This window comes from Actinomycetota bacterium (assembly GCA_035540895.1).
Taxonomy (GTDB): Bacteria; Actinomycetota; JAICYB01; order JAICYB01; family JAICYB01; genus DATLFR01.
Genome location: DATLFR010000171.1, coordinates 1 through 6168 on the forward strand (window position 1 = coordinate 1; position 6168 = coordinate 6168).

At 72.4% G+C, this 6168-nt stretch carries 7 protein-coding genes; 5 read left to right on the top strand and 2 right to left on the bottom strand.

Annotated elements, in window-relative coordinates; translation table 11 throughout:
• The 3 genes from VM840_09885 to VM840_09895 all read left to right on the top strand — a co-directional run.
• Positions 1-395 (top strand): molybdenum cofactor biosynthesis protein MoaE (locus VM840_09885; protein HVL81888.1); only part of this gene is annotated, 395 nt, incomplete at its 5' end.
• Positions 392-670 carry a hypothetical protein gene (locus VM840_09890; protein ID HVL81889.1) on the top strand — a complete coding sequence of 93 codons (279 nt, stop codon included), beginning with the start codon at positions 392-394 and terminating at the stop codon, positions 668-670. The genes VM840_09885 and VM840_09890, both read left to right, overlap by 4 nt.
• The gene (locus VM840_09895) at positions 667-1689 is read left to right on the top strand and encodes a rod shape-determining protein (GenBank protein ID HVL81890.1); all 1023 of its coding nucleotides are present in this window, start codon (positions 667-669) and stop codon (positions 1687-1689) included. Before VM840_09890 ends, VM840_09895 begins: the two co-directional genes overlap by 4 nt.
• Here the strand turns inward: VM840_09895 and VM840_09900 are convergent.
• Positions 1686-3188, bottom strand: a complete 1503-nt coding sequence (locus VM840_09900) for a citrate synthase (protein HVL81891.1) — start codon at positions 3186-3188, stop codon at positions 1686-1688. The genes VM840_09895 and VM840_09900 overlap by 4 nt on opposite strands.
• Positions 3189-3331: 143 nt before the next feature.
• Here VM840_09900 and VM840_09905 point away from each other — a divergent pair, with 143 nt between their 5' ends.
• Together VM840_09905 and VM840_09910 are read left to right on the top strand one after the other, a co-directional pair.
• Positions 3332-4609, top strand: coding sequence for a S8 family serine peptidase (locus tag VM840_09905; protein HVL81892.1), 1278 nt, complete (start codon positions 3332-3334; stop codon positions 4607-4609).
• A gap of 2 nt (positions 4610-4611) precedes the next feature.
• Positions 4612-5829 (top strand): S8 family serine peptidase, encoded by a 1218-nt coding sequence (locus tag VM840_09910; protein ID HVL81893.1) that lies wholly within the window; start codon positions 4612-4614, stop codon positions 5827-5829.
• A 2-nt stretch (positions 5830-5831) separates the two neighbouring features.
• Here VM840_09910 and VM840_09915 read toward each other — a convergent pair.
• Positions 5832-6168 (bottom strand): hypothetical protein (locus tag VM840_09915; GenBank protein HVL81894.1); only part of this gene is annotated, 337 nt, incomplete at its 5' end.

Consider the following 6168-nt stretch of genomic DNA (forward strand, 5'->3'; position numbering starts at 1 on the left):
GTCCGGGCGTCCTCGACGCCTCGGACGCGCTCGCCTTCGTGGGGTCGCCCGGGTGTGGGGGTACGGCCCTGTTCGTGGGGTCGGTCCGGTCTCCCGACGGGGGACGCCCCATAGAGATGCTCGAGTACGAGGTCTGGCCGGAGCGCGTGGGAGCCGAGCTCGAAGCGATCGCCGCAGAGGCGCTCGAGCGGTTCGGGGCTGAGCGCGCGTGGATAGGGCACCGGACCGGTCCGGTCGCGCCGGGGGAGGCGAGCGTCGTCGTGGCCGTCTCGTCCGCGCACAGGGCCGAGGCGTTCGACGCCTGCCGGTGGGCCATAGACGCCCTGAAGGAGCGGGCCCCGATCTGGAAGCGCGAGGTCGCGGGCGCCGAGACGAGGTGGGTCGCGAACACATGAACCCCATGAGCACGGCCGGTGGGCTCATGTTCCTGGTCGCCGGCATCGCCGTCTTCGTCGCCGGCCTCCTCCTCATGTCGTGGCGGGAGAGGCGGCGCAGCGGGCTGAAGCAGAGCGTCCGCCACTTCCGGCGCACGCGCCGCGCGCTGCACAAGATCTTCCACGCCGCCGAGACCGACCGTCAGGTCTCCCGGGCCCGGGCCAGGCACGAGCACCCGTCCGGACGCCCCGCGCAACCCGCCCAACGGAAGGCGCCGCGCCGGAGGCCGGCGTGAGGGATATAGCGATCGACCTCGGGACGGCGAACACGCTCGTGTTCACCGAGGGGCGTGGGATCGTCTACTCGGAACCGACGGTGATCGCGCTGAACACCCGGACCCAAGGCGTGCTCGCGGTCGGACACGAGGCCTGGCGGATGATCGGGCGCACCCCCGGCTACATCGTCGCCACCCGGCCGTTGCGCCGGGGCGCCATCGACGACTTCGACGTCACGCAGCGCATGATCCGTCTCCTGTTCGCCAAGGTGGGCACGGGCCGGTTCCCCCGTCCCAACGTCGTGATCTCGGTCCCCTCCGCGATCACCGAGGTGGAACGACGCGCGGTCGAGGAGGCCGCCCTCAAGGCGGGAGCCCGAGCCGCCTACCTCGTCGAGGAGCCGGTGGCGGCGGCGATCGGGGCCGAGCTCCCGATCCACGAGCCGGCCGGCAACTTCGTCGTGGACATCGGGGGCGGCACCTCCGAGATCGCGCTCATCTCCCTCGGCGGCGTGGTCGTCGCCAAGGCCATCCGCATCGGCGGGTTCGACATCGACGCCGCGATCATGAACTACGTGCGCAAGGAGTACACGCTCGCGATCGGAGAGCGGACGGCGGAGGCGTTGAAGATCGCGATCGGCTCCGCCTACCCGCTGCACGCCGAGCTGCGGGCGGAGATCCGGGGCCGCGATCTCGCGGTCGGGCTCCCGCGGACCGTCGTCATCTCGTCGGAGGAGCTCCGCAACGCGATCGACGAGCCGGTCACGGCCATCGTCGACGCCGTGAAGGACGCTCTCGCCGAGACGCCCCCGGAGCTGTCCACGGACATCATCCGCCGCGGCATCCACCTCACCGGAGGGGGTGCGCTGCTCCAGGGCCTGGACCGCCGCCTGCACCAGGAGACCGACATCACCGTCCACACGGCCGACAACGCGCTCGAGACGGTGGTCCTAGGCGCTGGACGCTGCCTGGAGTCGCTGCGCGACCACCAGGAGCTGTTCCTGCCGAAGACGAAGCGCCGGCGTATCTGGTCGGCCTAGACCTTGCGGTCCCAGGGGCCGACGTAATCCGCCGTAGGCCGGATCAGCCGGTTGTCCCGCACCTGCTCGAGGATGTGGGCGGTCCAGCCGATCGTGCGCGACACGGCGAAGGTCGGGGTGAACAGCTTCCTGGGGATCCCCGCTCGCTCGAGCACCACCGCTGACCAGAACTCGACGTTCGTGTAGAGGGCCCGGCCGGGCTTGGCGGCCCGGAGGGTCTCCAGCGTCGTCGCCTCGACGGCCTTCGCGAGGGCTACCCGCTCGCTCTCGAGCTCGATCGCCGTCTCGCGCAGGCACGCCGCCCGCGGGTCCTCCGCCTTGTAGACGCGGTGGCCGAAGCCCATGATCCGCTTCCCGGTCTGGACGGCGTTCGTGATCCACTCCCCGGCCCGCTCCGGCGCGCCGATCTCGTCGAGCATGTTCAGGACGAGCGACGGGGCCCCACCGTGAAGCGGTCCGGACAGCGCCCCCGCCGCGCCGGCCACCGCCGACCCGACATCCGCCCCGGTGGAGGAGATGACGCGTCCGGTGAACGTCGACGCGTTCATGCCGTGCTCGGCGGTCAGGATGAGGTACCGGTCCGTCGCGAGCACCTGCTCGTTCGTGGGCTTCTCGCCGTGCATCATCCACAGGTAGTTGGCGGCGTGGGAGAGGTTGGGGTCGGGTTCGATCGGGTCCTCGCCCTGCTCGAGGCGGTGGAGCGCGGCCACGAGCGTGGGCACGATGGCGCCCAGCCGCAGGCAGGACTCCTCGGCCTTGGCGGGGTCGTCGTCGAGCCATGGCTGCAGCATCCACGCCGCGCCGGCGGCCGAGATAGCCGCCTGCAGCGTGCTCATGAAGGTCCCTCCCGAGCGGGCGAGATCCCGCAGGGTCTGCGTGTCCAGGGGAGCGGCGCGCAGCTCGGCGGTCCGCCGCGCGAACGAGTCGTCGGTCGGGAGGTCGCCGTAGAGCAGGAGGTGCCATACGTCGGTGAACGACTTCGACTTGGCCAGCTCCACCGCGTCGTACCCGCGATATATGAGGCGCCCGGCCTGTCCGTCGATGTAGGAGAGCTCCGTCTCGGCGACCGTGATGTTCTCCAGGCCCTTGCCGGTGCCGGGCGACCACGGGTCGACCTTGCGCAGCTTGGCCACGCCTATCAGCTGACGGAGGGACACGATCCCCACGAGGGCGCCCCCCTCGTCGACGACCGGGATGTGGCGGAAGCTGCGCTCGAACATCTGGTCGAGGGCGTGGGTGATGTCGTCGGTCGGCTGCATCGTGACGGGGGTCGAGGTCATCCAGCCGTCCACGCGCTCGTCGGTGGGGTGGGCCCCCGACCCGGTCGCGCGCACGAGGTCGCGCTCGGTGAGGATCCCCACGACCTCCGAGCCGTCGACGACGACGATCGAACCAACCTTGCGCTCGCGCATCGCCGAGGCGGCCTCCGCCAACGTCGTGCCCGGTGCCGTGGTCAACGGGTCCGGTGTCATCACCTCGCCCAGGCGCAGATCGGCCACGGTCCACCCTCCCTTCCGCTCGTGTACGACGACCTCCCCCGGATCGACGCGATCGTAACAACAGCCGGTTAGGCGATGTCCGGTCGCGGCGGGAACCTTCCGGTGGGCGGAAGCGTTTGTACTATGAAACGAGACCACGACCCATGCGAGCGCGCGCCTTCGGCACCCTGCTGGTCCTGGCCGCGGCCCTGATGGGTCCAGCGGCCCTGGCGGCGAACGACCCCATGCTGAAGGACCAGTGGGGGCTCCAGAAGATAGGGGGGCCGACGGCCTGGGGCGGGAGCACGGGCGCCGGCATCGTGATCGCGGTGGTCGATACCGGGGTGGACCTCTCGCATCCCGACCTGGCCGCCAACCTCGTCGGGGGCCGCAACTTCGTCGAGCCCGGACAGCCGCCCTCCGACGACCACGGCCACGGGAGCCACGTGGCGGGGATCGCGGCGGCGGTGACGGACAACGGCCAAGGCGTGGCCGGGACCGCGCCGCGGGCGAAGGTGATGCCGGTGCGGGTCCTGAAGGCGGAGCGCGACTCCCAGGGCAGGATGACGGCCACCGGCCGGCTCTCCGACGTCGACGCGGGGATCAGGTGGGCGGTGGACAACGGCGCGCACGTGGTGAACCTGTCCCTGGGCGAGCAGGTCAGGCTGAGCGCGGTCACCGGCACGTCCTCCCTGGACTCGGCCGTGAACTACGCATGGTCGAAGGGGTCCGTCCCCGTCGTCGCCTCCGGCAACGACAACATGGCGCTGCTCTTCCCGTCGGGATATCGGAACCTGAACGGGATCGTCGTCGGCGCGACGGACCAGGGCGACCGCCGCGCCTCCTTCTCCAACGATGTCAGCGACGCCCGCTGGGGGCTGATGGCGCCGGGTGTCGCGATCGTGTCGACGTGGTCGGAGGGCCGGTGGGCGACCGCGAGCGGCACCTCCATGGCCACCCCGTACGTGGCGGGAGCCGTGGCCCTCCTGCGTGCGCAGGGGATGACGCCGCAGCAGGCGGTGGACAGGCTGCGGTCGACGGCCCAGCCCGTGAGCGGATGCATCACCTGCGGGTCCGGACGGATCGATGCGGCCGCGGCCGTGCCCCGTCCGGCCGCGCAGCAGGGGGCGCCCCCTCCGGGAGGAGGCGCGCCGCGACAGACGGCGGGAGGCGGCACGACCCGTGCCACGCCGGCACCGCGGACAGGTTCGAGCCCGTCGCAGCCCGGCGTCGCCGCGGCTCCCGACCCCGAGACGCCCGGGCCGTCGGAGGAGGCACAGCCCTCGCCGGACGCCACCGCATCGACTGAGGACGCCCCCGTCGCCGTCGGCGAGCGCGAGACCCCCCGGCGGTCCGGTCTGGCGAACGCCTTGGTCGCCGGCGTCCTGCTGACCGGCGCGGCCGCGACCGTGGTGTACCTGCGGCTGAGACGCGGCATCTGACCATGCGGGGGCGGTGCGGGCGGTGGGCCGCGCTGGCGGCCATCGTCACGATCGCCACCAGCCCAGCCGTGCTCGCCGCCGGCGATCCCCTGCGCAGCGACCAGTACGGCCTCGACCGGATATCACTCACGACCGCGCTGAACGCGGCGCGCGGGGCAGGCGTCATCATCGCGGTGCTCGACACGGGCGTGAACCTCAACCACGAGGACCTCCGCAACCAGCTGCTCCCCGGGCGCGACTTCGTCGACGACGACGACCACCCGATGGACGCCAACGGGCACGGTACGCACGTCGCGGGCATCGCGGCCGCCGAATCCGGCAACGGGCTCGGCGTGGAGGGGGTGGCTCCCGGAGCGAAGATCATGCCTCTGCGTGTGCTCGACACGGACGGGACCGGCGTGGAGTCCGACGTGGCGGCGGCGATACGACACGCGCTCCTACAGGCCGCCCAGCGCCGGATGGCGCTCGTCATCAACCTGAGCCTGACCGACATGGACGTGCAGGGCGGGTCGTCCTCCAGGCAGATCAGGGACGCGATCCGCGAGGCCTGGGTCGGCGGGGCCGTCGTGGTCGCGGCGGCCGGGAACGAGGCGCTCCCGTTCAGCGACTACCCGGCGGAGGGTCCGAACGTGATCTCGGTGGGGGCCACCGACGACCGGGACCGCAGAGCCACCTTCTCGAACCGGGGCGCGAACGTCGTGGCGCCCGGCGAGAAGGTGATCAGCACCTTCTGGGACGCCGAGGACCCTCGCAACAACGCCGTGTACGCGATCGGGTCGGGGACGTCGCAGGCTGCGCCGCACGCGGCCGGTGTCGCCGCCCTGCTCATGTCCACCGGGTTGAGCAATGAGCGGACGGTGGACCGCATCCTGCGCACCGCCGACGACCTGGGCCCCCCGGGGCCCGACGACGAGTACGGGTTCGGACGTCTCAACGCCGCCCGGGCCCTGGGGACGGGAGTGGCCGGACGTCCCGTCTCGGACGCCTCAGGCATCCCCTCGGTGGGAGAGGGGAAGTTCGAGCCGATCGCGACGTCGCCCTCGCCCGGACCGGTCGCCGCGGCGCCCGTGGATGCGCGGTCCCCGTCGCGGACCGTGCCGATGCTGCTCGCGCTCGCGCTCCTCGTCGTCGCCTACTCGGCCGTGAGGGTGGGGGCCCTGGGACATCCGAGCCGGGAGGAAGCGGCGCCGGTGCCCTGGTCCTTCGACCCCTTCGAGTAGGGTCAGGACACGAGCCGCGCGATGATCCAGATGGTGAGCGCGAAGGCGAGCGCCCACCCGAGTCCGAGCGTGACGACGACCGCCGCGAGCCGGCCCAACGCGTTGAGCCGGGTCCCGTCGTCGTAGGCCTCCTCGAGCCCGCGGTCCCGGCTCCCCGTTCGGGGGGCCGGGACCTCTGGTTCCGCCTTCCTCTCCACGCCCGGCGCGGGAGCGGGCGCCGGCGGCGACGCCACCGCCGCGCCGGTCTGGGTGACCCCGGCTGAGGGGGCGGGGCGTGCCCGCTCGAGCTTCGCCCAGGCGATGTGGACGCCCCGCGGCGCGGGCGGAGCCGTCTGCGGG